This is a genomic window from Arthrobacter sp. 10T425, from assembly GCF_056393985.1.
Map to the genome: position 1 here is coordinate 94,412 of NZ_JBFTGZ010000008.1, position 25,991 is coordinate 120,402.

Annotated in this window: 24 protein-coding genes and 1 riboswitch; of the genes, 23 read left to right on the plus strand and 1 reads right to left on the minus strand. The window is 68.7% G+C overall.

Annotated elements, in window-relative coordinates; genetic code table 11:
* Window positions 1–62: 62 nt before the first annotated feature.
* From def to hisF, 13 genes are all read left to right on the plus strand, one after another.
* A complete protein-coding gene (gene def, locus AC1DDH_RS11270; RefSeq protein ID WP_230011447.1) occupies window positions 63–635 on the plus strand; it encodes a peptide deformylase in 573 nt (190 codons plus the stop codon).
* A complete protein-coding gene (fmt, locus tag AC1DDH_RS11275; RefSeq protein WP_476857165.1) occupies window positions 632–1,552 on the plus strand; it encodes a methionyl-tRNA formyltransferase in 921 nt (306 codons plus the stop codon). Before def ends, fmt begins: the two co-directional genes overlap by 4 nt.
* The gene (locus AC1DDH_RS11280) at window positions 1,549–3,147 is read left to right on the plus strand and encodes an RsmB/NOP family class I SAM-dependent RNA methyltransferase (protein WP_476860254.1); all 1,599 of its coding nucleotides are present in this window, start codon (window positions 1,549–1,551) and stop codon (window positions 3,145–3,147) included. Before fmt ends, AC1DDH_RS11280 begins: the two co-directional genes overlap by 4 nt.
* Before the next feature lie 66 nt (window positions 3,148–3,213).
* Window positions 3,214–3,870, plus strand: coding sequence for a ribulose-phosphate 3-epimerase (gene rpe, locus AC1DDH_RS11285; protein ID WP_476860255.1), 657 nt, complete (start codon window positions 3,214–3,216; stop codon window positions 3,868–3,870).
* A gap of 106 nt (window positions 3,871–3,976) precedes the next feature.
* Window positions 3,977–4,127, plus strand: a riboswitch (FMN riboswitch).
* 94 nt (window positions 4,128–4,221) lie between these two features.
* Window positions 4,222–4,920: a nicotinamide riboside transporter PnuC gene (pnuC, locus tag AC1DDH_RS11290; protein ID WP_476955446.1), complete on the plus strand. Its 699-nt coding sequence runs from the start codon at window positions 4,222–4,224 to the stop codon at window positions 4,918–4,920.
* Between the two features lie 86 nt (window positions 4,921–5,006).
* The gene (ribD, locus tag AC1DDH_RS11295; protein WP_476955486.1) at window positions 5,007–6,104 is read left to right on the plus strand and encodes a bifunctional diaminohydroxyphosphoribosylaminopyrimidine deaminase/5-amino-6-(5-phosphoribosylamino)uracil reductase RibD; all 1,098 of its coding nucleotides are present in this window, start codon (window positions 5,007–5,009) and stop codon (window positions 6,102–6,104) included.
* On the plus strand, window positions 6,104–6,790 hold the full coding sequence (locus AC1DDH_RS11300) for a riboflavin synthase (protein ID WP_230008401.1): 687 nt from the start codon (window positions 6,104–6,106) through the stop codon (window positions 6,788–6,790). Before ribD ends, AC1DDH_RS11300 begins: the two co-directional genes overlap by 1 nt.
* Complete coding sequence (gene ribB, locus AC1DDH_RS11305) at window positions 6,787–7,500, plus strand: 3,4-dihydroxy-2-butanone-4-phosphate synthase (protein WP_476955447.1); 714 nt, start codon at window positions 6,787–6,789, stop codon at window positions 7,498–7,500. Before AC1DDH_RS11300 ends, ribB begins: the two co-directional genes overlap by 4 nt.
* A 46-nt stretch (window positions 7,501–7,546) precedes the next feature.
* On the plus strand, window positions 7,547–8,209 hold the full coding sequence (ribA, locus tag AC1DDH_RS11310; RefSeq protein WP_476873133.1) for a GTP cyclohydrolase II: 663 nt from the start codon (window positions 7,547–7,549) through the stop codon (window positions 8,207–8,209).
* 45 nt (window positions 8,210–8,254) lie between these two features.
* Window positions 8,255–8,740, plus strand: coding sequence for a 6,7-dimethyl-8-ribityllumazine synthase (gene ribH / locus AC1DDH_RS11315; protein ID WP_018772462.1), 486 nt, complete (start codon window positions 8,255–8,257; stop codon window positions 8,738–8,740).
* A gap of 166 nt (window positions 8,741–8,906) precedes the next feature.
* Window positions 8,907–9,170: a phosphoribosyl-ATP diphosphatase gene (locus AC1DDH_RS11320; RefSeq protein WP_018772463.1), complete on the plus strand. Its 264-nt coding sequence runs from the start codon at window positions 8,907–8,909 to the stop codon at window positions 9,168–9,170.
* Between the two features lie 104 nt (window positions 9,171–9,274).
* The gene (gene hisG, locus AC1DDH_RS11325; protein ID WP_028277039.1) at window positions 9,275–10,117 is read left to right on the plus strand and encodes an ATP phosphoribosyltransferase; all 843 of its coding nucleotides are present in this window, start codon (window positions 9,275–9,277) and stop codon (window positions 10,115–10,117) included.
* Window positions 10,118–10,203: 86 nt separating this feature from the next.
* Entirely contained in the window at window positions 10,204–10,980 is a 777-nt protein-coding gene (gene hisF / locus AC1DDH_RS11330) for an imidazole glycerol phosphate synthase subunit HisF (RefSeq protein ID WP_026536975.1), read from the plus strand.
* 107 nt (window positions 10,981–11,087) lie between these two features.
* On the opposite strand, the gene AC1DDH_RS11335 is transcribed toward hisF, so the two are convergent.
* Window positions 11,088–11,732 carry a TIGR03085 family metal-binding protein gene (locus tag AC1DDH_RS11335; protein ID WP_028277041.1) on the minus strand — a complete coding sequence of 215 codons (645 nt, stop codon included), beginning with the start codon at window positions 11,730–11,732 and terminating at the stop codon, window positions 11,088–11,090.
* Between the two features lie 177 nt (window positions 11,733–11,909).
* Between AC1DDH_RS11335 and hisI the strand changes: the two genes are divergently transcribed.
* From hisI to AC1DDH_RS11385, 10 genes are all read left to right on the plus strand, one after another.
* Window positions 11,910–12,353: a phosphoribosyl-AMP cyclohydrolase gene (hisI, locus tag AC1DDH_RS11340; protein ID WP_476857172.1), complete on the plus strand. Its 444-nt coding sequence runs from the start codon at window positions 11,910–11,912 to the stop codon at window positions 12,351–12,353.
* Window positions 12,354–12,475: 122 nt separating this feature from the next.
* Entirely contained in the window at window positions 12,476–14,053 is a 1,578-nt protein-coding gene (locus AC1DDH_RS11345) for an anthranilate synthase component I (RefSeq protein ID WP_476870626.1), read from the plus strand.
* Window positions 14,053–14,745 carry a Trp biosynthesis-associated membrane protein gene (locus AC1DDH_RS11350; protein WP_476955448.1) on the plus strand — a complete coding sequence of 231 codons (693 nt, stop codon included), beginning with the start codon at window positions 14,053–14,055 and terminating at the stop codon, window positions 14,743–14,745. The genes AC1DDH_RS11345 and AC1DDH_RS11350 overlap by 1 nt, the downstream gene beginning before the upstream one ends.
* A 113-nt stretch (window positions 14,746–14,858) precedes the next feature.
* On the plus strand, window positions 14,859–15,146 hold the full coding sequence (locus tag AC1DDH_RS11355) for an HGxxPAAW family protein (protein WP_476851523.1): 288 nt from the start codon (window positions 14,859–14,861) through the stop codon (window positions 15,144–15,146).
* A 2-nt stretch (window positions 15,147–15,148) separates the two neighbouring features.
* Window positions 15,149–15,967: an indole-3-glycerol phosphate synthase TrpC gene (trpC, locus tag AC1DDH_RS11360; protein WP_476955449.1), complete on the plus strand. Its 819-nt coding sequence runs from the start codon at window positions 15,149–15,151 to the stop codon at window positions 15,965–15,967.
* 127 nt (window positions 15,968–16,094) lie between these two features.
* The gene (gene trpB / locus AC1DDH_RS11365) at window positions 16,095–17,459 is read left to right on the plus strand and encodes a tryptophan synthase subunit beta (RefSeq protein ID WP_476955450.1); all 1,365 of its coding nucleotides are present in this window, start codon (window positions 16,095–16,097) and stop codon (window positions 17,457–17,459) included.
* Window positions 17,456–18,277 carry a tryptophan synthase subunit alpha gene (gene trpA, locus AC1DDH_RS11370; protein ID WP_476955451.1) on the plus strand — a complete coding sequence of 274 codons (822 nt, stop codon included), beginning with the start codon at window positions 17,456–17,458 and terminating at the stop codon, window positions 18,275–18,277. Before trpB ends, trpA begins: the two co-directional genes overlap by 4 nt.
* Before the next feature lie 3 nt (window positions 18,278–18,280).
* Window positions 18,281–19,591: a prolipoprotein diacylglyceryl transferase gene (gene lgt / locus AC1DDH_RS11375; protein WP_476955452.1), complete on the plus strand. Its 1,311-nt coding sequence runs from the start codon at window positions 18,281–18,283 to the stop codon at window positions 19,589–19,591.
* 268 nt (window positions 19,592–19,859) lie between these two features.
* Window positions 19,860–24,476, plus strand: coding sequence for a glutamate synthase large subunit (gene gltB, locus AC1DDH_RS11380; RefSeq protein WP_476955453.1), 4,617 nt, complete (start codon window positions 19,860–19,862; stop codon window positions 24,474–24,476).
* Window positions 24,469–25,926, plus strand: a complete 1,458-nt coding sequence (locus AC1DDH_RS11385; protein ID WP_028277049.1) for a glutamate synthase subunit beta — start codon at window positions 24,469–24,471, stop codon at window positions 25,924–25,926. The genes gltB and AC1DDH_RS11385 overlap by 8 nt, the downstream gene beginning before the upstream one ends.
* Window positions 25,927–25,991 lie beyond the last annotated feature (65 nt).

Genomic DNA, 25,991 nt, shown 5'->3' on the forward strand with positions numbered 1-25,991 from the left:
CCGGGCAGCTGCAACTAAACTGGACTGGACCCCTAGCCGCCCACCGTGAGGACAGACTGCACATGGCCATTTTGAATATCCGCATCATCGGAGATCCTGTGCTGCGCACAGTCGCCGATCCCGTTACGGAATTCGGGCCTGAACTGGCAAAGCTCGTCGCCGACATGACCGAAACCATGGAGGATGTCGAGGGCGCCGGCCTGGCCGCGCCCCAGGTCGGTGTGAGCCTGCGCGTCTTCACCTACCGGATCGGCGGCGTCGAGGGTCACATCGTCAACCCCGTGCTGGAAAACAGCGAGGACTTCCAGCCGGACCAGGTCGAGGGATGCCTGTCCATCCCGGGCCTGGGCTTCCCCGTCCGCCGGTACCGCCAAACCCGGGTGACCGGCGTGGACCTGCACGGCAACCCCGTCACCGTGGAGGGCGAAGACATGCTGGCGCGCTGCTTCCAGCACGAGACCGACCACCTGGACGGCATTCTCTATACCGACCGGCTCGAGGGCGAAGACCGAAAGGCCGCCCTGCGCGCCATCCGCAATGCCAACTACGACGCCATCACGGAACAGACAACCACCAAGCGCGCGAAGAGCGTCGGGACGAGCTTTGGCGGGTCCAGCTTCGGAATCACCCCGTGAGGGTTCTCTTCGCCGGGACCCCCGCTGTCGCCGTGCCGTCGCTCGACGCCCTTGTTGCCGCCGGGTTCGACGTCGTCGCTGTCCTCACCCGCCCGGACGCACCGCTGGGACGCAAACGCGTCCTGACGCCGTCGCCCGTGGCCGCCAGGGCCGCCGAGCTCGGCATTGAGATCATCCACGCCGCCAAAGTCGATGCCGGGGTCACCGCCCGCATTGCCGCCGCAGCACCGGACGTCGCGGCGATCGTGGCCTATGGCGGGCTGATTCCCCCTGCGGCTCTCGCTGTCCCCCGCCACGGCTGGGTGAACCTGCACTTCTCCCTGCTGCCGGCCTGGCGCGGCGCAGCTCCCGTGCAGCGCGCCGTCATCGCCGGCGACGACGTCACGGGTGCCGTCACCTTCCGCCTGGAGGAGGGGCTGGACACCGGTCCGGTCTTCGGGACCCTCACCGAGACCGTGCACCCCGCCGATACCGCCGGGGCCCTGCTCGAACGCCTCTCCCACAGCGGCGCGGTTCTGCTGGCCCAAACGCTGTCCGCCATCGACGCCGGCAAGGCCGTCGCGCTCCCGCAGCAGGGCGACGTCAGCCTGGCACCGAAACTCAGTCTCGAAGACGGCCGGCTCGACTGGCAGCAGCCCGCCCTGGCGATCGGCCGCCGTGCCCGCGGCGTCACGCCGGAGCCGGGCGCCTGGACCCTGCTGGAGGGCCAGCGGATCAAACTGGAGCCAGTGCTGCCGGCAGCGGACTCGGCGGCGCTTCGGCCCGGACAGCTGGCATTGGACGGGAAACGGGTTCTCGTCGGTACGGGATCGCACCCGGTGGAATTGACGCGGGTGCAACCCGCGGGCAAGAAAATGATGGCCGCCGCTGATTGGGCGCGTGGGCAGGCAACACTTGAAAGCGTGGTATTCGAATGAGCGGTTCCGGGACCAACGGCAACAGCCGAGGCAGTGGCCAGGGCGCCGGGGGCGGCAGCAGGCGGAACGCCCAGGGCCGGGAACGCAACCGCGGCCCGCAGCGCGGCTTCACCGAGAGCGCCCCGTCCCAGCGGACCCGCCGCGCCGATCCGGCCCGGCTAGTTGCCTTTGAAGTGCTCCGCGCGGTGGCCGCCGAGGACGCCTACGCGAACCTGGTGCTCCCGGCCCGGATCCGGCACCACGGGCTGGACAAGCGCGACGCCGGTTTCGCCACCGAGCTCAGCTATGGCGCCCTCCGCGGCCAGGGCACGTACGACGCCATCCTGGCCCGGTGCGTGGACCGTCCGCTGGAGGAGCTGGATCCCGCGATCCTGGATGCCCTGCGGATCGGGGTGCACCAGCTGCTCGCCATGCGCGTGCCCGCTCACGCCGCCCTGGACCAGACGGTGGGGCTGGCTCGCGCCGTGATCGGGGCCGGGCCCTCGGCACTGATCAACGCCGTCCTGCGCAAAGTCTCCGCCCGCACCCTCGACGAGTGGCTCGACCTGCTGCTGAGCACCGAGACGGATGCCACCAAGATCGCGTCCATCCGCTACGCCCACCCGGAGTGGATCGTCCGCGCGCTCCGCCAGTCGCTCGTGGCCCACGGCCGGGCGGTTTCTGAGATTGACGCGCTCCTCGAAGCCGACAATGCCGCGCCCGTGGTGAACCTTGTGGCGCTGCCCGGCGTCGGCAGCCTCGACGAGGCCCTGGAAGGCGGGGCCACCCCGGGCGAGCTCGTCGAGGGATCCGCGCTTTCCAGCGGCGGGGACCTCGGCCGCCTCGCCTCGGTCCGTGACGGAAGCACCCGTGTCCAGGACGTCGGTTCGCAGCTCGTGGCCCGCGCCATGGCCGCCGTCGATCTCGGCACAACCCCCGGCGCCGGGCCCGGCAACAACAGCGCAGACCCCGGCACAAATTCTGGCGGCGAAGCGGGGACGGACGGCGGGGGCGCGGGGGAGCGCTGGCTGGATCTCTGTGCCGGTCCCGGCGGCAAAGCCGCCCTGCTCGGAGCCCTCGCCCGGCAGCGGGGCGCCCACCTGCTGGCCAACGAATCCGCCCCGCACCGTGCCAAACTCGTGCGGCAGGCCCTGTCCGCGGTCCCGCGGGAGGCTTGGGAGGTCAGGACCGGGGACGGCCGCGACATTGGCGCCGAGCAGCCGGAGTCGTTCGACCGCGTCCTGGTGGATGTCCCGTGCACCGGCCTGGGCGCCCTGCGCCGGCGTCCGGAGTCGCGCTGGCGGCGCACGCCCAAGGACCTCGTGGACCTTGGCCCGCTGCAGCGCCAGCTGCTCAACTCCGCGATCGACGCCGTCAAGCCCGGCGGCGTGGTGGCGTACGTGACGTGTTCGCCGCACCCGGCAGAGACCACCGCCGTCGTGAGTGATGCCCTGCGCAAGCGCGAGGACCTCGAGCTCCTCGACGCAGGCGCCGTGCTGGACGGCGTCAGCCTCACGGGCCACCTCGAGGCCGGGCACGAGCTCACCGCCCAGCTCTGGCCGCACGTGCACCAGACGGACGCCATGTTCCTGGCGCTGATTCGCAAGTTGGCCTGAGTTTCGCTGATACTGGGGCACTGCCACCAAAAACGAACCAGCAAAGTACGAACGAGAAGGAAATCCATGGCCCAGTGCTGCATCAACCCGAGCATCCTTTCGGCTGACTTCGTCAACCTTGAGGCCGAACTGCGCCGTATCAGCAATGCCGATGCCGTGCATGTGGACGTCATGGACAATCATTTCGTGCCCAACCTGACCATTGGGCTGCCCGTGGTGCAGCGCATCCAGGCCGTCAGCCCGGTGCCGCTGGACGCCCACCTGATGATCGCCGACGCGGACCGCTGGGCGCCGGGCTTCGCCGACGCCGGGGTGGCCTCGGTGACGTTCCACGCCGAAGCCTCGATCGCGCCGATCAAACTCGCGCGGGAACTGCGCGCCCGTGGGTCCAAAGCCGGCATGGCGCTGCGTCCGGGCACTCCCGTGGAGCCCTATCTGGACATGCTCCCGGAACTGGACCTGCTGTTGATCATGACGGTGGAGCCAGGCTTCGGTGGGCAGTCTTTCCTGGACCTGACGCTGCCCAAGATCCGGCGGGCCCGCGCTGCCATTGACGGCTCCGGCGTCGCGGTGGCACTGCAGGTGGATGGCGGCATCACCGAGGAGACGATCGTGCGCGCGGCAGAGGCGGGGGCGAACGTCTTTGTTGCGGGGTCAGCCGTCTACGGCGCCGCGGATCCGGCGGAGGCTGTCGAAAGGCTCCGGGCGGCGGGGTCCCGCTGACGCGCGGTCCCGGCAGGGAACTGCTGCGAAGATGACGCCGGGCGTAACATCGGCATCCGGGGAATAGCCCGGGCAGGGCCGCAGTTGTGTCAGAATAACAACACACATACGTGCTCCGGGGTCGGTGAAAGTCCGAACCGGCGGTGACAGTCCGCGACCCGCGCGCCAGCGCCCTCTCTCGGGAGGAAGCCGGCAGACGGTTGAACCGGTGAAATTCCGGTACCGACAGTTAAAGTCTGGATGAGAGAAGCACGTACAGCTGTTACTGCGGCGCCCCAACGGCGCCGCATAATTGCGCTGTCGTATACCCCCGGAGCCATCGCGGTTCTTGAGGGAAGGAACGACACACACATGGACCCCTTGCGATGGCTCTTCGAAGCGCAGATCCCCGTAGGCGGATCTGTCCTGATTCTTCGTGAAGTGCTAGGCAACATCTTTGGCCTCGCCAGCGCCGTCGGCGGCATGCGCCGCCGGGTCTGGGCATGGCCCGTCGGCATCGCCGGCAACTTGCTGCTCCTGACGGTCTTCCTGGGCAACGTCTTCGGTTCCGCCACGCCGGCCACGCTGTGGGGCCAGGCCGGACGCCAGGTCATGTTCATCGGCGTCGCCCTCTACGGCTGGTACCGCTGGCAGCAGGGCAGGAAGGCCGGCACCGGCGGGACTGCCGTCGCGCCGCGCTGGGCCGGCAACCAGACCCGGGTGATTCTGGCCCTCAGCCTCGTGGCCGGCACCGTGGCGCTTACCCCGGTCTTCGACTCCCTCGGCTCCTACCCGCCGGTCTGGGCAGACGCGTGGACGTTCATGGGCTCGCTGCTCGCGACATACGGCATGGCGCGGGGCTGGACGGAGTTCTGGCTCATCTGGGTGGCGGTGGACATCGTCGGTGTGCCACTGCTGTTCAGCGCCGGCTACTACGCCAGCGCCGTCATGTACCTCTTCTACGGCTTCTTCACCCTGGCCGGGTTCTTTGTCTGGTGGCGTGCCTCCAAGCTGGCGAACCGGCCGGTCACGGTCGAAACCGTCTTCCCCGACCCCGTGGTGGCCAAGTGAGTGCCCTCAACACCGCCGGCGTGAGCGCCGGATTCAGCGCCGCCCCGTCCGGCGCTGCCGCGTTCAACGCTGCCGAGAATGCTGCGATGCAGGCTGCCCTGGCCGCCGCGGCGCAGGGCCCGCGGGGCGCCAACCCGCTCGTCGGCGCCGTCGTCGTCGGGGCCGACGGAACGCACCTCGCCACCGGTTACCACCGCGGAGCCGGGACTGCCCACGCCGAGGCTGACGCCATCGGCCAGGCGAAGGCGTCGGGCCGGGACCTCCGTGGCGCGGCAATCGTGGTGACGCTGGAGCCCTGCAACCACTGTGGGCGCACCGGCCCGTGCGCGCAGGCGATCATCGATGCCGGCATCACCGACGTCATCTACGCCGTCGACGATCCCCACGACCCGGCGGCCGGCGGCGCCGTGACGCTCCGGGCCGCGGGCGTCCGCGTTCGCTCCGGGCTGGCCGCCGAGGCGGCGCTGGACCTGAACCGGCGCTGGTTCGACGCCGTCGCCGCCAAACGGCCGTTCGTCACCCTGCATATCGCCCAGACCCTCGACAGCCGCATCGCCGCCAGCGACGGCACCAGCCAATGGATATCCAGCCCGGAATCGCTCGCCGACAACCACGCCCTGCGCGGCCGGATAGACGCCATCCTGGTGGGCACCCAGACGGTCCTGATCGACAACCCCCGGCTCACCGCCCGGAACGGCGACGGCGAAGCAGAGGGCAAACAGCCGCTCCGCGCCGTGATGGGGTACCGGGGCATTCCCGACGACGCCGCCATCCACGGAGCCGACGGCAACGTCCTGCACCTGGCCACCCGCGACCCGCGCGAGGCCCTCGACGAGCTGTTCGCACACGGCGTCCGGCACCTCATGGTGGAGGGCGGCTCCCGGATCCTGAGCGCGTTCCTGGCCGCCGGCCTGGTCGACGAACTCATCGTCTACCTGGCGCCCACACTGCTTGGCTCCGGCACTGCCGCCCTGGACGACCTCGGCATCACGACCCTGGCCGATGCCCAGCGCTGGGAATGGGACCCGGCATCCGGCGGCGCCGTCCAGGTCCTCGGCCGCGACCTCCGGCTCCATCTACGCCCGGCCGCCCCGGCCGATGAGGCTGACCCGGCCGCCAGCCCTACTTCATCCGATACCACCCCGCACCGCACCGGCGCGGACACCGCCGCAGGAGGCAATTGATGTTTACCGGAATTATCGCCGAGCAGGGAAAGGTGCTGTCCATTGAGCGCAACGGGGACAGCAGCGCCACCGTACGGCTCCACGCACCCGGCACCACGGACGGTCTCGCCCTGGGCGGTTCCATAGCGGTCAACGGCGTCTGCCTCACCGCCACGCAGATCGACGGCAGAGACTTCAGCGTTGACGTTATGGGCGAGACCTTGGTCCGCAGCACGATCGGAGAACTCACTGCGGGCGATCCCGTCAACCTGGAACGCTGCGTCCCCGCCGGGGGACGGTTGGACGGCCACGTGGTCCAGGGCCACGTCGACGGCGTCGGCCAGCTCGTGGAGCGCGAGGGGCTTGGCAACTGGGACCGGCTGCGGTTCGCGGTGCCGGCCGGGCTGGCCCGGTACATCGCCGAAAAGGGATCCATCGCCGTCGACGGCGTCTCCCTCACCGTCACGGCAGTCAGCCCGGCCAACGATCCGGCGCCCTGGTTTGAAGTAGGGCTCATCCCGACCACCCTGGCCGAGACCGGCCTGGGCCAGAAGACACCCGGCGGCCATGTAAACCTCGAAGTCGACGTCCTGGCGAAGTACACCGAACGCCTGCTGTCCTTTGCCGGCGGTTCGTCACCCGCCGCGCACAGGGCAGCCGAAGGTTCCGCCGGAGAAGCCGCCCTCACGGACGGGGCCGCGAAATGAGCCGGGTCACGGACCAGCCCGGCCATGATGTGGCCGCGGTGCTCCGCGCCGCCGCTGCCGGCACCGGGCGTGCAGGCCTCGATCCGATCGAGGACGCCATCAGCGCCATGGCAGCCGGGCGGCCCGTCCTGGTGGTGGACAACGAGGACCGCGAGAACGAAGGCGACATCATTTTCGCCGCCGAGCACGCCACCCCCGCGCTGATGGGCTGGACAGTCCGCTACAGCTCCGGCGTGATCTGCGTACCGCTCGACGCCGACAGGGCCGACGCCCTGGCGCTGCCGCCAATGGTGGCAATCAACGAAGACGCGAAGGGCACCGCCTACACCGTGTCCTGCGACGCCGCCGTGGGCGTCAGCACCGGAATTTCCGCCACGGACCGCGCCCTGACGGCCCGGATCCTGGCCGACCCGCAAAGCCGGCCAAATTCCTTGACCCGTCCCGGGCATGTTTTTCCCCTCCGCGCCGTTAAGGGGGGAGTGCGGGAACGTCCCGGCCACACCGAAGCGGCCGTGGACCTGTGCCGGCTCGCGGGCCTGGAGCCCGTGGGCGTGATAGCAGAGCTGGTGTACGACAACGGAGAAATGATGCGGCTGGACGGATTGCGCGGCTTCGCCATCGAGCATGGCTGCCCCCTGATTTCGATTGCGGATCTGGTGGCGTATCTTGAAGCGGAACAGCACGGCAGCCACGCAGCGGACCCTGTCTGATGGAGGAGAAACAGTGACGACTTCGGAGACCCGAGAAGAGACGGCCATGGCCCGTCAACCGCATCCGGTCAGCGCAGGACCCATCGTCCAGCTGCCCACCGCCTTCGGCGACTTCGTGGCACAGGCCTGGACCGACCTCGCCACCGGCGCGGAGCACCTGGCCGTCAGTTCACCGATGGCGCCGGTTGACGGCCAGCCACCGCTGGTCCGCCTCCATTCGGAGTGCCTCACCGGCGATGTGTTTGGCTCCTACCGCTGCGACTGCGGCGAGCAGCTGGCCTATGCGCTCGAGCTGATCAACGAACTCGGCGGCACCCTGCTGTACCTGCGCGGCCAGGAGGGCCGCGGGATCGGCCTGGCGAACAAGATGAAGGCCTACGCCCTGCAGGAGGCCGGTTTTGACACCGTGGAGGCCAACGAACAGCTCGGGCTGCCGGTCGACGCGCGCTGCTACAAGGCCGCGGCCCAGATCCTCGCGGAGATGGGGCTTCACGAGATCCGGCTGCTGAGCAACAACCCGGACAAGCAGGACCGGCTCGCGCAGGCAGGCGTCAAGGTGGTGGAGATGGTCCCCACGGAGGTCCCCTCCCGGGAGCAGAACATCCGCTACCTGCAGACGAAGAAGGACCGGATGGACCACCGCCTGGTCCTGGACGTTGAACCGGCTCCGGCCGCCGGCCTGTCCGGATTCGAGCACGACCAGGACTGACCGGGCAGCAACACGACCACCAGACTCAACAGCAAGGAATACCCTATGAGCGGCCACGGCGCCCCCCAGATCGACCTCAGCACCTTCAAGCCGGAAGAAACCTCACGGCTCAAGCTGGCCATTGTGGCCGCGAGCTGGCATACCCAGATCATGGACGGACTGCTCGACGGCGCCCTGCGCGCCGCGAAGGACGCCGGCATCAATGAGCCGACCGTCCTGCGCGTGCCGGGCACGTTTGAGCTCCCGGTCGCGGCCGCCCGGCTGGCACCGCACTTCGACGCCGTCGTGGCGCTCGGCGTCGTCATCCGGGGCGGCACTCCGCACTTCGAATATGTCTGCGAGGCGGCCACCCTGGGCCTGACCGAGGTCAGCGTCCGCACCGGGGTTCCCGTGGGCTTCGGCGTGCTGACGTGCGATACCGAGCAGCAGGGGATCGACCGGGCAGGCTTGCCGGGATCCACCGAGGACAAGGGTCACGAGGCCGTTACCGCTGCCCTGGCCACGGCAGTGACCCTCAAGCAGTTCGGCTGAGCCGCCAGGCTGCAGCCAAAGCCGGTGCGGGCGCCTCCCTGGCCGCTCGCGCCGGCAGAGTCTGCTGGCCTCGCTGGCCGTGCTGGATATGCAGTGCCTCACATCTCCGCCGTCATGCAACGCCCCGGCGGGCGTTCCCGCGCCGGGAGCAAGTAGGCTTGGGGGCGTGAAGAATTTCGAGTCGCTGTTCGCAGAACTGAGTGAAAAGGCAGCCGTCCGCCCGGAGGGCTCCCGCACCGTCGCCGAACTGGATTCCGGAGTCCACGGCATCGGCAAGAAGGTCGTGGAGGAAGCAGCCGAGGTTTGGATGGCTGCGGAGTATGAATCCGATGAGGCCGCCGCCGAGGAAATTTCCCAGCTGCTCTACCACCTGCAGGTTCTGATGCTCGCCAAAGGACTCACCCTGGAAGACGTCTACAAGCATCTGTAGCCGCGCCCGCACCGGACACCGCCATGACTTCGCTGGCGGATCCCGTGCACCGCGTGGCCGATGTGCCCCAACAGAGACTTCCACACCCAAGAGAGACTTTTCCCATGCTTAGAGTTGCCGTCCCGAACAAGGGATCCCTGTCCGAAGCTGCCGCGGCCATGCTGGCCGAGGCAGGCTACCGCCAGCGCCGCGACACCCGCGAGCTTGTCATGGTGGACCCGGACAACGACATTGAGTTCTTCTTCCTGCGCCCGCGCGACATTGCTGTGTACGTGGGCCAGGGAACGCTCGACGTCGGCATCACCGGCCGCGACCTGCTGCTCGACGCGGAGGTCGAGGCTGAGGAGCTGCTGCCGCTAGGCTTCGCCGCTTCCACGTTCCGCTTCGCCGGCCCGGTCGGCGACTTCACCACGGTCGCCGAGCTCGAGGGCAAACGCCTGGCCACGAGCTACGACGGACTGCTGCGCGGCTACCTGGCCGCGCGCGGCATCAACGCCAAGGTGGTCCGCCTTGACGGCGCCGTTGAATCCTCCGTCCGACTCGGCGTCGCCGACGCGATTGCCGACGTCGTCGAGACCGGCACCACGCTCAAGGCCGCCGGCATGGAGATTTTCGGCGAGCCGATCCTGAATTCGGAGTCCGTGCTGATTGGCCGCAAGGGCGAGCAGAATCCTGCCACGGAGGTCCTGATCCGCCGGCTCCAGGGCGTCCTCGTGGCCCGGCAGTACGTGCTGATGGACTACGACATCCGCAAGGAACTCGTCGAGCAGGCCGCCGGGCTCACCCCCGGCCTGGAGTCGCCCACCGTGTCGCCGCTGCGAGATTCGGACTGGGTGGCCGTCCGCTCGATGGTGCCCAAGCGGGAAACCAACCGGATCATGGACGAGCTCTACGACCTCGGCGCCCGCGCCATCCTGGTCAGCAGCATCCACGCCTGCCGCATCTAGGCGCCACACCCGCCGAGTTCCACCAGCAATTCCCCTCCGTCAATAAACCTCCGTCAATAAACCTCCGTCAATACCTAGGAGAAGTCATGACTGTTGCCGTGCGCGTCATCCCGTGCCTCGACGTCGATGCCGGCCGCGTGGTCAAGGGCATCAACTTTGAGGGCCTCCGCGACGCCGGGGACCCGGTGGAACTGGCGCACCGCTACGACAACAGCGGGGCCGACGAGCTGACCTTCCTTGACGTCACGGCGTCCTCCGGCAACCGGGAGACCACGTTCGACGTCGTCCGCCGCACCGCCGAGGAAGTCTTCATTCCGCTGACGGTCGGCGGCGGCGTCCGCGGCGTGGCCGAGGTGGACAAGCTCCTGCGCTGCGGCGCGGACAAGGCTGCGATCAACACCGCAGCCGTGGCCCGGCCGGACGTGATCGACGAGATCACCCGGCACTTTGGTTCCCAGGTCCTGGTGCTCTCCCTCGACGCGAGGCGCACCCGTCCGGGCTCGCAGCCTACGCCGTCAGGCTTCGAGGTCACTACGCACGGCGGACGGCAGGGGACCGGAATCGACGCGATCGCCTGGGCGCGCGAAGCGGCCGACCGCGGAGTGGGTGAAATCCTGCTCAACTCGATCGACGCCGACGGCACCAAGGACGGCTTCGATCTGGAACTCATCCGCCTGGCGCGGGCGGGGGTCAAGGTCCCGCTCATCGCCTCCGGCGGCGCCGGCAAGCCGGAGCACTTCCCGCCGGCCGTGGCAGCGGGCGCCGACGCCGTCCTGGCGGCCTCGGTCTTCCACTTCGGCCCGCTGGACATGATCGCGCAGGTCAAGGCCGCGATCCGCGACGCAGGCTTCGAAGTCCGCTAGTCCCCACCGCTTAAAGCAACGCGGGGTCACTTACCGCCCATCCCGGACGGGATTATGGGCCGTAAGTGACCCCGCGTTGCTTTATTTTTTTAGGGAGCGGGTGGGGATTAGAGGCCGACTTCGGCGGACTGCAGGAGCGCGACGGCGTCCGGCTGGCCTTCGAAGGTCACGAGGGCGTGGCGGGTCCGGCCGTGGGCGTGCATGAGCAGCTCGCCCGGTTCGCCGACGATGGCCACGGACACGGGGGCGCGTTTGGCGACATGCCGCGGACCCGAGGGGCTCACCAGCACGATGCCCAGATCCACGCCGCGGTACAGGATCGCGGCCCGCTTGACGAGCTCGTCCCACAGCGCGTCCGAGTAGGCCTGGTCCAGGGCGCGCGGGGCCCAGCGGTCCACGGCGCGGCGGACGTCCTCTGTGTGCACAAAGTACTCGATCAGGTTGGAGCTTTCGTCCAGCGCCTTGATCCGCAGCGGGGACAGCGCCGGGGGACCGGCCCGGAAGTCGTTGACCAGCTTGGCGTAGTCCTCGGTGGTCTTCAGGGTGCCCGCCAGTTCGGCCGTCGCCTGGTCCGAGGCCTTGGACAGGCGCTTGATCAGCAGGCCCAGTCCGACGGCGATTTTCCGCTCGCGCAGGTACAGGTGCGCGGCAAGATCGCGGGTGAGCCAACCTGTGCAGAGCGTGGCGGCATCAGGGCCGGCCGCCAGCAGGGTTTCGGCCAGGACTTCTCGGGACGGTTCGACGAAATGCATCACTTGTGAAACTAGCACGAGACGGCCGTGCGTGGGCACAGGAATCGCCGCCGCGACCGCGCCCGGCCGCATGATGCAGGGCCGGACCGCGGCGCCGGGCCGATTGGCGCGCCAGTATTAAGCGGCGGGACCTGTCCGCAGGCCGGCGACCGGCCCGGAGGCACTAGACTTGATCTGATGTCTGAGCAGCCCGCCTCCGCCCCCAGCCCCACCAACGGCAGCGCCATTAACGGCAGCGCCGTCGATCGCAGTCCCGTCAGCGGCAGCCCCCTCCCGGCCGGCCTGGCGGACGCGCTCAAGCGCGACAGCGCCGGCCTGGTGGCCGCCATCGTCCAGCAATTCGACACCCACGAGGTGCTGATGCTGGGCTGGATGGACGACGAGGCGCTGCACCGCACCCTGACCAGCGGGCGCGTGACGTTCTTTTCGCGCTCCCGCCAGGAGTACTGGCGCAAGGGAGACACCTCCGGGCACGTGCAATGGGTCAAGTCGCTCGCCATGGACTGCGACGGCGATGCGCTGCTGGTGCGGGTCGACCAGGTCGGCGCGGCCTGCCACACCGGAACCCGGACGTGCTTCGACGGCCGCGAGCTCGACGCCGTCGTTGGCCACGGAGGCTAGGCGCCCGGCACACCGGCAGAGCGCCCCGGCGCTTCCACAGCTTCACGAACCGGACCCCAGGCAGGATCCCATGACCGGATCCGGTCGCAGGTCCACCTAAAGAACAGGCGGAAAGCACAGCCATGCAGGACCTTGGAATCATCAGCCCCGGCCTCGAAGAGTTCCGCGAACTCGCAGGCCACAGCCGTGTCATCCCCGTCCGGCTCAAGGTGCTGGCTGACGCCGAAACCCCGATCGGGCTCTACCGCAAGCTCGCCCATGGCCAGCCCGGAACGTTCCTGATGGAATCGGCGGCGGTCGGCGGCGCCTGGTCGCGCTATTCCTTCATCGGCTCCCGCTCCCGGGCCACCCTGACCACCAAGGACGGCAGCGCGCACTGGCTGGGCGAGCCCCCGGTCGGTGTGCCCCTGGACGGCAACCCCGTGGACGCCATCCGGGACACCGTCGCGGCGCTGCGGACCGAGCGCTTCGACGGCCTCCCGCCGTTCACCTCGGGCCTGGTCGGGTTCCTGGGCTGGGAAACCGTCCGGCACTGGGAGAAACTGACCAGCCCGCCGGAGGACGACCTCCAACTGCCGGAAATGGCCCTCAACCTGGTCACCGACATGGCCGTCCACGACAACATGGACGGCACCGTCCTGCTGATCGCCAACGCCATCAACTTCGACAACAGCACCGAACGGGTCGACGACGCCTGGCATGACGCCGTCGCCCGCGTCAAAGCCCTGCTCGAAAAGATCAGCCGCCCCGTGGAGCAGCCGGTCTCCGTGCTGGAGACGGCCGCCCTGGATTTCGCGTCCAGTGTGCAGGAGCGCTGGGACGAAACCGAGTACCTGGCCGCCCTGGACCGCGGGAAGGAGGCGATCGTGGACGGTGAGGTCTTCCAGGTGGTGATCTCCCGCCGCTTCGAAATGGAGTGCGGCGCCGACCCCCTCGACGTCTACCGGGTCCTGCGGAACACCAACCCCAGCCCCTACATGTACCTCTTCAGCTTCGAGGACGCCGCCGGCCGCGAATACACGATCGTCGGCTCCTCGCCGGAGGCCCTCGTCACCGTGACCGGGGACGAAGTCATCACCCACCCCATCGCCGGCTCACGCCCGCGCGGCAAGACGGTCGAGGCGGACAAGGCCCTGGCCGAGGAACTGCTGGCGGACGAGAAAGAACGCGCCGAGCACCTGATGCTGGTCGACCTGTCCCGCAACGACCTCTCGAAGGTCTGCGTGGCAGGATCCGTCGACGTCACGCAATTCATGGAAGTGGAGCGCTTCAGCCACATCATGCACTTGGTCTCCACCGTGGTCGGAGAGCTCGCCCCGGCAGCCAAGGCCTACGACGTGCTCAAGGCCACGTTCCCGGCCGGCACCCTCTCCGGCGCCCCGAAGCCGCGGGCCCTGCGCCTGCTGGACGAACTTGAACCGCACCGGCGCGGCATCTATGGCGGCGTGGTGGGGTACCTGGACTTCGCCGGGGACATGGACATGGCGATCGCCATCCGGTCGGCCCTGCTCCGGGAAGGACGCGCGTACGTCCAGGCCGGCGGCGGGATCGTCGCAGATTCGGTGAACCCGACCGAGGCCCAGGAAACCGTGAACAAGGCCGCCGCCCCGCTGCGCGCCGTGCACACGGCCAGGTCGCTGCACAACATCACCGTTGACGCAGTCACTGACGCAGCGCCCGACACGGGAGCCGAGTCCTGATGGGGGAGCCGGAAGCCACCGCCAAGAACACCGCCAAGAACACCGTGAAGAGCACCGTGAAGAGCACCGCGCGGGCCGCCGTCCCGGGCTGGGCCCGCAAGTCCACCCTGGTCCTGGTGATCGCTGCCCTGGCCCTTGCCGTGTTCGGGACCACCACCCAGACCTGGCTCACCGTGCACCTCGATCCCACGCAGCTCGGCGCGGCCGTGGCCAGCCAGGACGGCCTGCAGGTCCAGGGCAGCAAGGCTGCCACCACCGTGACAGCCCTGGCGCTTGTGGCCCTCGCCGGCGGCCTCGCGGCCTCCATCGCCGGCCGCGTGGCCCGCTGGGTGATCACGGCGATCATCCTCCTCGCGGCCGCGGGCATCGTCGCCGCGGCAGCCGTCGTGCTGGCGGACCCGCTGGCCGCGGCGCAGGGATCGATCGCGGCCGCCACCGGAATCAGCGGCAGCAGCGTACAGGTGGACGTAACAGTGTTCCCCGTCCTCGCCGTCGTCGCCGGAGCCCTGCTGGGACTCAGCGCCCTCGCGATCGTGCCGGCCGGCCGCTACTGGAAGACCCGCACCAAATATGACGCGGCCGCCGCCGGGCCCGCCGCCGGCGGCACTGCAGCTGGCGGTAATGCGCCGGCCGCCCCCGCGGACGAGATTGACAGCTGGGACCGGCTGTCCCGCGGTGACGACCCCACCTGAGCCGATGCCGCGGGCGCGACCGGCAACGCGACCGGTAACGCGACAGCAACGCGGCCAAATAACACAGCAAAAAATGGCAGAATGTAAGCAGTATTCATCCTGAGGAGATTTCAATGAGCAAAGCCACTGTTTCCGCATCCACGTCCGCTGCGCCGAAGGGCGTCTACGACGACGTCGACCACAGCGAACCCCAGGGTCACGGCAACAGCCCGGCCGCGTGGACCTGCGTGATCGTGATGCTGATCGGCGCCCTCATTGCGTCCATCGCCTTCGTCATCGCCAACACCCCGATCTTTGTCGCGGGTGCGGCGGTCATGGTGGTCGGCCTGCTCGCCGGCTGGGCCATGCGCAAGGCCGGCTACGGCGTCGGCGGCAGCAAGCTGAAGAACTCCGGCCACTGAGCGTGAGCGTTCTCGACGACATCAATGCCGGTGTCAGGGAGGATATGCAGGCGCGCCAGCGTCTGGTTACGCTCGCGGAGCTGAAAGAGCGTGCCGCCGCGGCGGCGCCCGCCCGTGACGCCTGGGCCGCCCTCGGCGGGACCTCAAGCAGCCGGGAGCAGCTCAAGGTGATTGCCGAGGTCAAGCGCCGCAGCCCGTCCAAGGGCCAGCTCGCGGACATCGCCGATCCCGCGTCCCTCGCCGCGCAGTACGCCGACGGCGGGGCCGCCGTGATCAGCGTCCTGACCGAGGAGCGCCGCTTCGGCGGCTCCCTGGCCGATCTCGACGCCGTCCGGGCCGCCGTGGACATTCCGCTGCTGCGCAAGGACTTCATGGTTGACGAGTACCAGATCTGGGAGGCCCGGGCGCACGGCGCCGACCTGATCCTGCTGATCGTGGCGTCGCTCTCGGACGCCCAGCTGCGTGAGTTCACGGCCCTCAGCCGCGAGCTCGGCATGAACGTGCTGGTCGAGACCCATACGGCGGAGGAAATCGAGCGCGCAGTCGCCGCGGAGGCCCGGATCATCGGCGTCAACGTACGCAACCTCAAGACGCTCGACGTCGACCGTTCCGTCTTCGCGGCGCTGACCGGCGGCATTCCCGCCGGTGCGCTCGTGGTCGCCGAGTCCGGTGTGCGCGACGTCGAGGACGTCAAGCACTACGCGGCCCGCGGAGCCAACGCGGTCCTGGTCGGCGAGGCGCTGGTCAGTGACGCGACGCCCCACGAGCGGATCGCCGAATTCATGGCTGCCGGCGCGACGGCAATCGCCGCGCGCGCCTGAGGCCGGCCGGTCCTGGCGCCTCCGTCCGGACCGTGAGCGGTGCCGGGCCCGCAATTTTGCCCGGACCAATGAGCGGATCTCATCAGCAGATCCCCAAAGCTAGCAGTGGAACAGGATGGTGAGACTGATGGTCGATGCACCAGCAGCCGGCTCTGACGAAAGTGCCGTGGACGCGTTCCTGCAGGGCGGCCGCCCCGCGGAGCATCCCGCGCAGGGCGAACCGTCCCTGCGCCACGCCCCGGGGCCCTACTTCGGGAACTACGGCGGCCGGTGGATGCCAGAGTCGCTCATCGCGGCCCTGGACGAGCTCGAGGACACCTTCGAGAAGGCCAAGGCCGATCCGGAGTTCACAGCCCAGATCGCCGAACTGAACAAGAACTACTCAGGCCGGCCGTCGCTGCTGACCGAGGCCAAGCGCTTCGCCGAGCACGCCGGCGGGGTGCGGATCTTCCTCAAGCGCGAAGACCTCAACCACACCGGCTCGCACAAGATCAACAACGTCCTGGGCCAGGCGCTGCTCGCCAAGCGGATGGGCAAAACCCGCGTCATCGCCGAAACCGGCGCCGGCCAGCACGGCGTCGCCAGCGCCACGGCCGCAGCCCTGCTGGGCCTGGAATGCGTGGTCTACATGGGCGCCGAGGACTGCCGCAGGCAATCCCTCAACGTGGCCCGCATGGAGCTCCTTGGGGCCACGGTCATCCCGGTCACCAACGGATCCCAGACGCTCAAGGACGCCATCAACGAGGCCCTGCGCGACTGGGTGGCCAACGTGGGCAACACGCACTACCTGCTGGGCACCGCCGCCGGAGCACACCCGTTCCCGGCGATGGTCCGCTACTTCCACGAAGTCATCGGCGAGGAAGCCCGCGCCCAGATCCTGGACCAGACGGGCCGGCTGCCGGATGCCGTCTGCGCCTGCATCGGCGGCGGCTCCAACGCAATCGGCATCTTCCACGGCTTCCTCGATGACCCCTCGGTCAAGATCTACGGCTTCGAGGCCGGCGGCGAGGGCGTCGAAACCGGACGCCACGCAGCCACCATCACCCTCGGCAAGCCCGGCGTGCTGCACGGCGCCCGCTCCTACCTCATGCAGGACGACGACGGCCAGACCATCGAGTCGCACTCGATCTCGGCGGGCCTGGACTACCCCGGCGTCGGCCCCGAGCACTCCTACCTCGCGGACATTGGCCGGGTCAGCTACGAGCCCATCACGGACAGCGAAGCCATGGAGGCCTTCCGCCTCCTGTGCCGCACCGAGGGCATCATCCCCGCCATCGAGTCCGCCCACGCCCTCGCCGGCGCCATCAAGGTGGGGCAGCGCCTCGCCGCGGACGCGGCCGCAGGCAAGGCATCAGGCGTCTCAGAGAAAATCGTGATCGTGAACCTCTCCGGCCGCGGCGACAAGGACGTGGCCACGGCCGCGGAATGGTTCGACCTGCTGGACAAGGATTCACCTGAAGCCGAAATCGCCAAAGAGGGGGAACAGCTGTGAGCACCAGCCAGGACGGCACCCAGCACGCCAGCAAGTCGGCCGCGGCCATTGACCGCGCCCGCGCCCAGGGCCGGGCGGCCCTGATCGGCTACCTGCCCGCCGGCTACCCGAGCGTTGAAGACACCATTGCCGCCGGCATTGCCCTGGCCGAGAACGGCGCCGACCTCATCGAGATCGGCATCCCGTACTCGGACCCGGTCATGGACGGCCAGGTCATCCAGGCTGCCACGACGGAGGCCCTCGCGAAGGGCTTCCACGTCCGGGAGGTCTTCGACGTCGTCCGCGGCATTACGAGCAAGACCGACGCCGCCGTGCTGGTCATGACCTACTGGAACCCCGTGGTCCGGATGGGCGTGGACGAGTTCTCCCGCCGCCTGGCCGAGGCCGGGGGAGCCGGGCTCATCACGCCCGACCTCATTCCGGACGAGGCCGCCGAATGGATGGCGGCCTCGGACAAGTACGGCCTGGACCGGGTGTTCCTCGTGGCTCCCTCGTCCTCGCCCGAACGCATGAAACGCACGGTCGACGCGAGCCGCGGCTTCGTCTACGCCGTCTCCATCATGGGCGTCACCGGCGCCCGGACCTCGGTCAGCTCAGCGGCCAAGGACGTCGTCGCCGCCGCGCACGCCGCGGGCGCCGAGCGCGTCTGCGTGGGCCTCGGCGTCTCCACCGCCAGCCATGTCCGCGAGATCGCCGAGTACGCCGACGGCGTGATTGTCGGCACCGCGCTCGTCGCGGCGATCCGGGACGGCGGCGTGGATGCGGTAGCCTCCTTGACGAAAGACCTCAGCACCGGCCTTACCAAGGAAGAAGCCTAAGCAATGCAGTCAGTCCTCCACGCGGCGGCGATGATTCCCGCGAGCATTCCGAGCCCCACCTGGTCCGGATTCGACATCCCGCTGCCGTGGGGGTCCCTGCGCATCCACGCCTACGCCCTGTGCATCCTCGCCGGCATTATTGCCGGCCTGTGGCTGACCTCGGTCCGCTGGGCACGCCGCGGCGCCCCCGAGGGCAGCGTCTGGGATATCGCCATCTGGGCCATCCCGTTCGGCATTATCGGCGGACGGCTGTACCACGTGTTCTCCTCTCCGGACGCCTACTTCGGCCCGGGATTCGACGGCACAGGGGACCTGTCCCTGATTCCGCAGATCCAGCGCGGCGGCCTGGGCATCTGGGGCGCCGTCGTGCTCGGCGCCGTGGGCGCCTGGATCGGGTGCCGGCGTGCCGGGGTGAAGCTGAGCGCCTTCATGGACGCCGCGGCCCCCGGACTGCTGCTGGCCCAGGCCATTGGCCGGTGGGGCAACTACTTCAACCAGGAACTCTTCGGCGGCCCCACCACGCTTCCGTGGGGGCTGCAGATCGATCCCAACAACCCGAACTTCCCCGCCGGCATGCCGACGGACACGCTCTTCCACCCGACGTTCCTCTACGAGTCGCTGTGGAACCTGGCCGGCGTGCTGATCCTGCTGGCACTCGACCGCAAATTCAGCTTCCGCCGCGGCCGCCTCTTCTGCGTCTACGCCATGTACTACACCCTGGGCCGCGTCTGGATCGAGGCCATGCGGATCGACGACGCCGAACAGATCACCCTCTTCGGGCTCACCACCAGGCTCAATGTCTGGACCAGCATCATCGTCTTCGCCGGAGCCCTGCTCGCCTTCATCCTCCTCGGCCTGCGCAAGCGCTCCGAGCCGGACACCCCGTTCCTCCCCGGCCGCGCGCCCGTGGAGACTACGCCGGCAGGGACCCAGCCGGTGGAGACTACGCCAGCTGAGGAAAAGTCGGCGGAGGCAAAGTCGGCAGAGTCAAAGCCGGTCGCCGACGCGACCGGCGCCGACAGCGCTGACCGCGCCACCAGCGCTGACCGCACCGCCGACGCCACCGGCGCCGAACGCGCCGTCCACGCCACCGTTCCCGCAGACGCGGCAACCATCCGCCATTCGGACGCCGCTGTCTCAGATAGTGAATCCCGTGCTAATCTCCGGAATAACCAAAGCGGACCAGTTCGCGCATCCGAGGATGCGGGCAGGGACTCCACGGGCGGCACCGCGCCCGCCAATGGAGCTCCGGCAGCCGGAGTTTCCGGCCGCCAGGGAACTGGAACCGCGCCGGAGGCTGAGGGCACCAAGTAGCTCAGCGCCGGCACTTCGGGTTGACCGGAGCCACCGCTCACCGGACCCGACTCCACAGCGTCGTGGCAAGAGGGCTTGCCGTGGACAGCAGATCGAAGCTGTCTATGCAAGCCCGGGCCAGCACCTGCGTAACTGTTAGTACAGGAGGCCGGGCTGGCCTACAATTCCAGTTAGAAAAACACTCTGTTGCGCCCGTCACACACTGGCGTGCCGAGTGGGGCCAATGTTGTCCCTCCCATACGCACGATCAGGAGGAAGGACGTCTCCAATGACCCAAACTCTTCACAGCCCCAGCTGGTCCGATCCGGACCAGCCCTCGGCTGCCGCGTCACCCTTCAGCCGCTTCGCGGCGATTCCGGCCGCTGCCGGACTCTACAACCCGGAAAACGAGAAGGACGCCTGCGGCCTGGCCATCATCGCCACGCTCCGCGGTGAGCCTGGCTACGACATCGTCGACGCCGCCCTGACCGCCCTGCGCAACCTCGAGCACCGCGGTGCCGTGGGCGCCGATGAAGGTACCGGCGACGGCGCCGGCCTCCTGATGCAGGTGCCGGACGAATTCTTCCGCGCAGTCACGGACTTCGAACTTCCGGCCCCCGGCCAGTACATCGTGGGAACCGCGTTCCTGCCCGCCGAGCAGCGCGAATCGGACGCCGCCCGCGCCGGCATCGAAGGCCTCGCCGCGGACGAGGGCCTGACCGTCCTGGGCTGGCGTGAAGTCCCGATCGTGGCCGACCTGGTCGGGGCCATGGCCCGGGCCTGCATGCCGTACTTCTCCCAGCCGTTCTTCGCCTCCAGCACCGGGGAAACCCTCGAGCGCAACGAGCTCGATTCCCGCGCCTGGCGGATCCGCAAGCGCGCCCAGAACAAGTTTGGCGTGTACTTCCCGTCGCTCTCCTCCCGGACCATCGTCTACAAGGGCATGCTCACCACCGCGCAGCTCGAGCCGTTCTACCCGGACCTGTCGGACAAGCGCTTCAAGACCAAGCTCGCGATCGTCCACTCGCGCTTCTCCACCAACACCTTCCCGTCCTGGCCGCTGGCCCAGCCGTTCCGCACCATCGCGCACAACGGCGAAATCAACACCGTCAAGGGCAACCGCAACTGGATGCGGGCCCGCCAGTCCCAGCTCGCCAGCCCGCTGCTGGGGGACTCACCCGAAGAGCTGTTCCCGATCTGCACCCCGGGCGCCTCGGACTCGGCCTCCTTCGACGAGGTCGCCGAACTGCTCTGGCTCTCCGGCCGGCCCATCACGCACTCGATCATGATGATGATCCCGGAGGCGTGGGAAAACCACGCCACCATGGATCCGGCCCGCCGCGCCTTCTACGAATACCACTCGATGCTCATGGAGCCGTGGGATGGCCCGGCGGCCGTCTCCTTCACGGACGGCAACCTGGTCGGCGCCACGCTGGACCGCAACGGCCTGCGCCCGGGCCGGTACTGGATCACCGAGGACGGCCTGATCGTCTTCGCCTCCGAAGTCGGCGTGATCGACGTCGAACCCTCCAAGGTGGTCAAGAAGGGCCGCGTCTCGCCGGGCAAGATGTTCCTGGTGGACACCGGGGCCGGCCGGATCATCGACGACGCCGAGGTCAAGGCCGAGGTTGCCGCGGCGAACCCCTGGGCCGAATGGGTCAAGGACAACCTGATTGACCTCAAGAACCTGCCCGAACGCGAGCACGTCGTGCACACCGCCGCCTCGGTCAACATCCGCCAGCGCACCTTCGGCTACACCACCGAGGAACTGAAAATCCTGCTGGGCCCGATGGCCCGCACCGGCGCCGAACCGCTCGGTGCCATGGGCTCGGACACCCCGGTGGCCGTGCTGTCCAAGCGCCCGCGGCTGCTCTTCGACTACTTTGTGCAGTCCTTCGCGCAGGTCACCAACCCGCCGCTGGACGCCATCCGTGAAGAGCTCGTCACGTCCCTGACGTGCGCAATCGGCCCGAACGGCAACCTGCTGGACACCAAGCAGGTCCGGCAGCCGCAGGTCTCGCTGCCGTTCCCCGTGATCAACAACGACCAGCTCGCCAAGATCGCGAACATCGAGAGCGCCGACGGCGGCAAGGTCGCCATGAAGGTCCGCGGACTCTACCGCCCCGAAGGCGGCGAGAACTCCCTCCGGGCCCGGCTCACCGAAATCTGCGAGCAGGTCTCCGGCGCCATCAACCGCGGCGTCCAGTACGTGGTGCTCTCGGACCGCGACTCGAACGCCCAGTGGGCCCCGATCCCGTCCCTGCTGCTGGTCAGCGCCGTGCACCACCACCTGCTGCGCAGCGCCAACCGCACCAAAACCGCGCTCGTGGTGGAGGCCGGCGACGTCCGCGAGACCCACCACGTCGCGGTGCTCATCGGCTACGGCGCCTCCGCCGTGAACCCGTACCTGGCCATGGAATCCGTGGAACAGCTCATCGCCTCCGGCGACGTCGTGGGGGTCACCCCGCAGGACGGCGTCTACAACCTGATCAAGGGCCTGGGCAAGGGCGTCCTGAAGATCATGTCCAAGATGGGCATCTCCACCGTGGCCTCCTACACCGGTGCCCAGACCTTCGAAGCCCTCGGCCTCGGCCAGGACCTCGTGGACGAGTACTTCTCCGGCACGCACTCCCAGCTCGGCGGCGTCGGCCTCGACGTCATTGCCGCCGAAGTCCTGGCCCGGCACCGCATGGCCTACCCCGAGAACGGCATCGAACTGCCGCACCAGCCCCTGCTCGGCGGCGGCGAATACCAGTGGCGCCGCGACGGCGAACCCCACCTGTTCAACCCCGAGACCGTCTTCCGGCTCCAGCACGCCACGCGTGAACGCCGCTACGACATCTTCAAGGCCTACACCCGCGGCGTTGACGACCAGTCCGAGAACCTCATGACCCTGCGCGGTCTGCTGAAGTTCAAGGCCGGTTCGCGTCCCGCGGTGCCGCTTGAGGAAGTCGAACCGGTTTCCAGCATCGTCAAGCGGTTCTCCACCGGCGCCATGAGCTACGGCTCCATCTCCAAGGAAGCCCACGAGACCCTCGCGATCGCCATGAACCGGCTGGGCGGCAAGTCCAACACCGGTGAAGGCGGCGAGGACGTGGACCGGCTGCTCGATCCCACCCGCCGTTCCGCGGTCAAGCAGATCGCCTCCGGCCGCTTCGGCGTCACCAGCCTGTACCTGTCCAACGCGGACGACATCCAGATCAAGATGGCCCAGGGTGCCAAGCCCGGCGAAGGCGGCCAGCTGATGGCGCAGAAGGTCTACCCCTGGGTGGCCCGCACGCGGCACTCGACGCCCGGCGTCGGCCTCATTTCGCCGCCCCCGCACCACGACATCTACTCGATCGAGGACCTCGCGCAGCTGATCTATGACGCCAAGCGCGCCAACCCCTCGGCCCGGGTGCACGTCAAACTCGTCTCCGAGGTCGGGATCGGCACCGTGGCGGCCGGCGTCACCAAGGCGAAGGCCGACGTCGTGCTGGTCTCCGGGCACGACGGCGGTACCGGCGCCTCGCCGCTGAACTCGCTCAAGCACGCCGGTGTCCCGTGGGAACTCGGCCTCGCCGAGACGCAGCAGACGCTTATGCTCAACGGCCTGCGTGACCGTGTGGTGGTGCAGGTCGACGGCCAGCTCAAGACCGGCCGCGACGTCGTCATCGCCGCGCTGCTCGGCGGCGAGGAGTTTGGTTTCGCCACCGCCCCGCTGGTGGTCTCCGGCTGCATTATGATGCGCGTCTGCCACCTGGACACCTGCCCGGTGGGCGTCGCAACCCAGAACCCCGAGCTGCGCTCCCGGTTCAACGGCAAGCCCGAATTCGTGGTGAACTTCTTCGAATTCCTTGCCGAGGAAGTCCGCGAAATCCTCGCCGAGCTGGGTTTCCGCAGCATCGAGGAAGCGATCGGCCACGCCGAGATGCTCGACTCCCGCGACGCGATCAACCACTGGAAGGCCGAAGGGCTGGACCTTGATCCGATCCTGCACGGGCTCGAGTTCGACAACGACGCGCCGCTGCGCAACCTCACCGGCCAAAACCACGAACTCGACAAGCACTTCGACCAGCGCCTGATCGCCATGGCGGCCGAAGCGCTGAGCGACCGCACACCGGTGAAGATCTCCGTGAACGTCATCAACACGGACCGCTCCGTCGGCACCATGCTCGGCCACGTCGTGACGAAGACCTTCAGCACCGACGTCCTGGCCACGGACACCATTGACATCACGCTCAATGGCACCGCGGGCCAGTCGCTCGGGGCGTTCCTGCCGACCGGCATCACGCTGCGCATGTTCGGCGACTCCAACGACTACGTCGGCAAGGGACTCTCCGGCGGCCGCATCATCGTCCGGCCGGACCGCACCAACGTGTTCCCGGCCGAGCGCAACGTGATCGCGGGCAACGTGATCGGCTACGGCGCCACAAGCGGTGAGCTGTTCCTCCGCGGCCAGGTCGGCGAACGCTTCCTGGTCCGCAACTCCGGCGCCACCGCGGTGGTCGAAGGCATCGGGGACCACGGCTGCGAGTACATGACCGGCGGCCAGACGCTCATCATCGGCCGCACCGGACGCAACTTCGGCGCCGGCATGTCCGGGGGCACGGCCTACGTGCTGGACCTGCAGACCGAGCGCGTCAACAAGCAGGCCCTCGAGTCAGGCGAGCTGCAGCTGCGCGAGCTCGACGCCGAGGACCGCGACATCGTCCACGGGCTGCTCGTCAAGCACCTCGAGGAAACCGAGTCGCTGCTCGCGGCACGGCTCCTCGAGAACTTCGATGACACCGCAGCCCGCATAACCAAGGTGCTGCCGCGCGACTACGCGGCCGTCCTGCAAACCCGTCTTGACGCCATCGAAGAGGGCCTGGACCCCGACGGCGAAGAAGTTTGGTCTCGAATCCTGGAGGTGACCGGTGGCTGATCCACGCGGATTTCTGAAAGTACGTCAGCGTGAAACCCAGCCGCGCCGTCCCGTCCCGGTCCGCATCATGGACTGGAAAGAGGTCTATGAGGCCCAGGAAAAGGGTGTCCTCAAGAGCCAGGCCGGCCGCTGCATGGACTGCGGCGTCCCGTTCTGCCACCAGGGCTGCCCGCTGGGCAACCTCATTCCGGAATGGAACGACCTCGTCTGGCGGGACAAGGGCGAGGAAGCGATGGAGCGGCTGCACGCCACCAACAACTTCCCCGAATTCACGGGCCGGTTGTGCCCTGCCCCCTGCGAGGCGTCCTGCGTACTCGGCATCAACCAGCCCGCGGTGACCATCAAGCAGGTCGAGGTGTCCATCGTGGACCAGGCCTTCGAGAACGGCTGGGTCAACCCCCTGCCGCCCGCGCGACTGACCGGCAAGACGGTCGCAGTCGTCGGGTCCGGCCCCGCCGGGCTCGCCGTCGCCCAGCAGCTGACCCGGGTGGGCCACACTGTGGCCGTGTACGAGCGCGACGACAAGATCGGCGGCCTCCTGCGCTACGGGATCCCCGACTTCAAGATGGAAAAAGAGCAGGTGGACCGCCGGCTGGAGCAGATGAAGGCCGAAGGCACCCGGTTCCGCACCGGGGTGGCCGTCGGCACCGACGTGACGTGGGAGCAGCTGCGCCGCCGGTACGACGCCGTCGTCATCGCCACCGGGGCCACCGTCCCGCGTGACCTGCCGATCCCGGGCCGCGATCTCGACGGCGTCCACTACGCCATGGATTACCTCGTGCCGGCCAACCGGGTGGTGGCCGGGGAGACCGTGGAGAACCAGATCAATGCCGCGGGCAAGCACGTGGTTATCCTCGGCGGCGGCGACACCGGCGCCGACTGCCTCGGCACCGCGCACCGTCACCAGGCCGCGTCCGTGACCACCCTGGCGATCGGCAAGCAGCCGCCCGTCGAGCGGGCCGGCCACCAGCCCTGGCCGACGTTCCCCACCTTGTTCGAGGTCGCCAGCGCGCACGAGGAAGGCGGCGAACGCACCTACCTCGCCTCTACCGTGGAGTTCGTCGGGGAAAACGGCAAACTCACGGGCGTCAAGGTGGCGGAGACGGAATTCGTCGACGGCAAGCGCCTGCCGAAGGCCGGCACCGAGCGGATCATTCCGGCGGACCTCGTCTTCCTGTCCCTGGGCTTCACCGGCGCCGAGCCGGCCGGGATCACCGACCAGGTCCAGGCCGACTTTGACGGGCGCGGCAACGTGGCACGCGACGGTTACTACATGACCAACACTGAAGGCATCTTCGTCGCGGGCGACGCCGGCCGCGGCCAGTCGCTCATCGTTTGGGCCATCGCCGAAGGGCGCGCCTGCGCGGCCGCGGTGGACAAGTTCCTGATGGGCAGCACCATTCTGCCGGCACCCGTGGCGCCGACCGACCGTGCGATGGCTGTTCTGTAGTCCCACAGGACCTCCGGGATTCATCCGCACTTCAACTTAATCCATGCAACACACCAGTAGGGTAG

Coding starts and splice junctions, on each gene's coding strand:
- def (WP_230011447.1), top strand. CDS start 63: ATGGCCATTTTGAATATCCGCATCATCGGAGATCCTGTGCTGCGCACA.
- AC1DDH_RS11280 (WP_476860254.1), top strand. CDS start 1,549: ATGAGCGGTTCCGGGACCAACGGCAACAGCCGAGGCAGTGGCCAGGGC.
- rpe (WP_476860255.1), top strand. CDS start 3,214: ATGGCCCAGTGCTGCATCAACCCGAGCATCCTTTCGGCTGACTTCGTC.
- pnuC (WP_476955446.1), top strand. CDS start 4,222: ATGGACCCCTTGCGATGGCTCTTCGAAGCGCAGATCCCCGTAGGCGGA.
- ribD (WP_476955486.1), top strand. CDS start 5,007: ATGCAGGCTGCCCTGGCCGCCGCGGCGCAGGGCCCGCGGGGCGCCAAC.
- AC1DDH_RS11300 (WP_230008401.1), top strand. CDS start 6,104: ATGTTTACCGGAATTATCGCCGAGCAGGGAAAGGTGCTGTCCATTGAG.
- ribB (WP_476955447.1), top strand. CDS start 6,787: ATGAGCCGGGTCACGGACCAGCCCGGCCATGATGTGGCCGCGGTGCTC.
- ribA (WP_476873133.1), top strand. CDS start 7,547: ATGGCCCGTCAACCGCATCCGGTCAGCGCAGGACCCATCGTCCAGCTG.
- ribH (WP_018772462.1), top strand. CDS start 8,255: ATGAGCGGCCACGGCGCCCCCCAGATCGACCTCAGCACCTTCAAGCCG.
- hisG (WP_028277039.1), top strand. CDS start 9,275: ATGCTTAGAGTTGCCGTCCCGAACAAGGGATCCCTGTCCGAAGCTGCC.
- hisF (WP_026536975.1), top strand. CDS start 10,204: ATGACTGTTGCCGTGCGCGTCATCCCGTGCCTCGACGTCGATGCCGGC.
- AC1DDH_RS11335 (WP_028277041.1), bottom strand. CDS start 11,732: ATGCATTTCGTCGAACCGTCCCGAGAAGTCCTGGCCGAAACCCTGCTG.
- hisI (WP_476857172.1), top strand. CDS start 11,910: ATGTCTGAGCAGCCCGCCTCCGCCCCCAGCCCCACCAACGGCAGCGCC.
- AC1DDH_RS11345 (WP_476870626.1), top strand. CDS start 12,476: ATGCAGGACCTTGGAATCATCAGCCCCGGCCTCGAAGAGTTCCGCGAA.
- AC1DDH_RS11350 (WP_476955448.1), top strand. CDS start 14,053: ATGGGGGAGCCGGAAGCCACCGCCAAGAACACCGCCAAGAACACCGTG.
- AC1DDH_RS11355 (WP_476851523.1), top strand. CDS start 14,859: ATGAGCAAAGCCACTGTTTCCGCATCCACGTCCGCTGCGCCGAAGGGC.
- trpB (WP_476955450.1), top strand. CDS start 16,095: ATGGTCGATGCACCAGCAGCCGGCTCTGACGAAAGTGCCGTGGACGCG.
- lgt (WP_476955452.1), top strand. CDS start 18,281: ATGCAGTCAGTCCTCCACGCGGCGGCGATGATTCCCGCGAGCATTCCG.
- gltB (WP_476955453.1), top strand. CDS start 19,860: ATGACCCAAACTCTTCACAGCCCCAGCTGGTCCGATCCGGACCAGCCC.